We start from the raw sequence: 424 nt of genomic DNA, 5'->3' as shown, positions 1-424 counted from the left end.
TGAACAACACCCTCAGTTAAATGAAGATGGCAGTTGTGATCCTTATCCTGCTTAACATTTTCATTTTTCTTTTTATTGAAATGATTGTATCATAAAAGATCATATCCAGATTCTGAAAGGAGCTCTGCATCCGACGATGCTGAACCGCCTGCGCACCCATCTCCAGGAACGGATCGATCAACTGTCGGAGGCCTGGCGTCGCTTTGTCGGGAATCACCCCCGGCTCATCCGCACCTTGAAAAAAACGTATATCGCGCTGACGTGGGCCGCCCTGTTTCTCGCCATCTTCTGTTGGATCTTCGTCCCGGCGTCCCGCGTCGTGCTCATCCAACTTCTCTGGAGCTACTATGCCCTCTGGCAGTTTTGGTTCCTCTCCCGCAGCAAAACCCTGGGCTGGTCCCACACCGCCCGGTTCTTCGTCATC

General features: G+C 51.9%; 1 protein-coding gene. It reads right to left on the bottom strand.

What is annotated here, in order from left to right; genetic code table 11:
• Positions 1–16: 16 nt before the first annotated feature.
• Positions 17–424: hypothetical protein (locus RZO55_RS00880; protein WP_318062418.1), on the bottom strand; the 408-nt coding region annotated here is incomplete at its 5' end.

Source organism: Clostridium boliviensis (assembly GCF_033342255.1).
Classification (GTDB): domain Bacteria; phylum Bacillota; class Clostridia; order Lachnospirales; family Lachnospiraceae; genus Lacrimispora; species Lacrimispora boliviensis.
Note: the sequence above shows the minus strand (reverse complement) of the source record. Positions and strands in the feature narration are given on the sequence as shown.